Raw genomic sequence first — 2295 nt, 5'->3', positions numbered from 1 at the left:
GCGACGCCTTCACGGCAGGTTCAGCACTGGGTGTAGCAGAGCCAACCCCAGCATGGTGCTCGCTAAAATGACAACCAGCGTGCCGGTGATGAACCCGGCGTCGCGGACGCCTCGTCGGTGACTGCGGCGCCACCCTCTCAACCCCGTGAGCACTCCGGACGCGAGAAACGAGGAAGATCTCCGTTGCGCGAGTGAGGCAGGCCAGTGCACGACCATGGGGGTCCTTCCGATGACAAACTCTTGTTACGCCGCGTTCCAGTATGACCACGGAACGTGACAAGCGCACGGCGGTCCCGGTTCTACGGTTCTGCCCGGCTGGTCGAGGTGCGGTTGCGGTTCGCGGGGCAGGTCACAGGCGGTTGACCCTGATGGGGCGCTCGCTTGCGCGGCGCCCATGCTGGCAGAGCGACCAAGGGAGGGTGGCAATGACCCGGACGACGTGGAAATGGGCTGTTGGCCTGGCGGTGTTGGCGGTGGTGGATTTGCTTTCCACGGTGCGTGCGCATGAGGTGTGGAAGAAGAGCGCAAGCGCGGAAGGCGGCCCGAGCGTGATGACCCTTGGCCAGCTGGCCGGGTTCATCTCCTCGACCGTGCTGGTGGTAATCGTGTACCTTATCTTGGCCTCTGGTCTCAGGGGGGCAGCGCGCGCCCGTCAGCAACGCCACCAGCGCTGAGCTCCCTATCGGAACTACCCCTGCTTTGGTTGACTCCGTCCCCGCGAAACGAGATTTCGCTGCAAGCGATCAGACCATGCCGAACGCGTCTCCGCGGGAGTTCCGCCGTGTGCTGAGCTGGCAGTGGTCGACGTGGGCCCGGGAGGTTTCCTCTTGGCTGGCCGTTCTGCCCGTGCGCGCGGCGCGGGTGGTGTCCTGCGTTCATCGGCGCCGAGTGAGCTGCGCCCCTTGGCACCGGCTGACGGTGATCGCGCGGACCGCGACGCAATCCCTGGCCTATGTCGGTTCGCGGTCACCCAAGGATGTGGGAGGAGCTCCCGGGCTTGGTGTTGGGGTGTGGTGGTGGCGCCCGCGGCCGGGTGTGGGCCGCGGGCGCCGCCCGGCGTTAGAGGGTGATGTGTTGGCCGGGGTAGATGAGGTCGGGGTTGTTGATGACGTTGTGGTTGAGGTGGGCCAGTGTTGCCCAGCCGCCGGTGATGTGGTGTTGAAGGGCTATGCGGTTCAGGGTGTCTCCGGAGCGGACGACGTACTGGCTTTGTCCGGTTCCGGGTCGGGTACCTGAATCGTCGCCGTCGCCGTCGCCGTCGGCGTCTTGGTCGACGGTGTGTTCTGCCAGCGCCGGGGCCGGCGCCGGTGAGGTGATGTGGGTGGGGGTCGTGGGTTGGGTGTTGGGCTGGGTGTCTGCGATAGCCGAGGCTGCGCCGAGGTATTGCCCGCAGACCGGCCATGCGCCGATTCCCTGCCCGGCCAGGACCCGTTCGGCGATGGTGATCTGGGCGCCCTGCCCGGCTAGGTCTGCGCGGGGGGCGTAGGCGCCTCCGCCGTAGCCGAGCCAGGTCGCGGCGGTGAATTGCAGGCCGCCGTAGAAGCCGTTGCCGGTGTTGATGTGCCAGTTGCCGCTGGACTCGCACCGCGCGACACCGTCCCAGTTATGGGTGGGTGAGGCGGCGGCGGGTCCGGTGAAGACACCGAGTGAGGCGAGGGCAACGGTTGCTGTGACCGCTGTGACCGCTGTGCCGTGTGTGACCCGGGCGCTGAGGCTGGTCGGGGCGGCGCGGTGCCGGCCGAGGTAGGAGTGTGTGAACATGCAGATCCTCCGATCGTCCGCCGGCGAAGTTAGCTGTCGGGTTCGGGCGATCGGTGCCCGGCCGCGCTGTGCGCGGCTTCACCCCGTGGACGCTAGTGCGCCCGGTGGGTTCCCCGTCCCCGCCCGAAGTCTCGGTTGAGTTACCGGTGGACGGAGTTAGGCGGACCGGAACCCACGTCTGACTGTGGGTCACGACGCCGGGCCAATATAACGCCTCGCAGCTCGCGCGTCGGTAGATACCGACCCTGAGCCAGCGGACGACACGATGATGAGCCCAGGCTCCCCCCGACACACCCAGCCCCATCCCCCATCAGTTCGATGGGCTTGGACCCGACGGGTGGCGGGCCGGCGGTTGGCGAAGGCGTCCGGGCCGGTCGGGATGCGACGACGTCGAGGTGGCGACCTGGCGGGAGTTAGGGCTCTGCTGGTGTCAAATCTGGCTCAGTCGTCGGTGCCGCGGCCAGAGATGGCATCGCGCATCCGATCGAAAAGGCCTGCGACGGGTCCGAGCGCCTTGTCGCCGGGCGGCTGGTC

General features: G+C 67.7%; 2 protein-coding genes and 1 riboswitch. Of the genes, one reads left to right on the top strand and one right to left on the bottom strand.

Going from position 1 to position 2295, the window contains the following annotated elements; translation table 11 throughout:
* Window positions 1-425 precede the first annotated feature (425 nt).
* Window positions 426-674: a hypothetical protein gene (locus RM423_RS24485; protein WP_311425652.1), complete on the top strand. Its 249-nt coding sequence runs from the start codon at window positions 426-428 to the stop codon at window positions 672-674.
* A gap of 385 nt (window positions 675-1059) precedes the next feature.
* On the opposite strand, the gene RM423_RS24480 is transcribed toward RM423_RS24485, so the two are convergent.
* The gene (locus RM423_RS24480) at window positions 1060-1761 is read right to left on the bottom strand and encodes a transglycosylase family protein (RefSeq protein WP_311425651.1); all 702 of its coding nucleotides are present in this window, start codon (window positions 1759-1761) and stop codon (window positions 1060-1062) included.
* A 2-nt stretch (window positions 1762-1763) separates the two neighbouring features.
* Window positions 1764-1920, bottom strand: a riboswitch (cyclic di-AMP (ydaO/yuaA leader).
* Window positions 1921-2295 lie beyond the last annotated feature (375 nt).

This window comes from Jatrophihabitans lederbergiae (assembly GCF_031845305.1).
GTDB lineage: Bacteria > Actinomycetota > Actinomycetes > Mycobacteriales > Jatrophihabitantaceae > Jatrophihabitans_A > Jatrophihabitans_A lederbergiae.
This window is presented reverse-complemented; position numbering and strand designations above follow the sequence as displayed.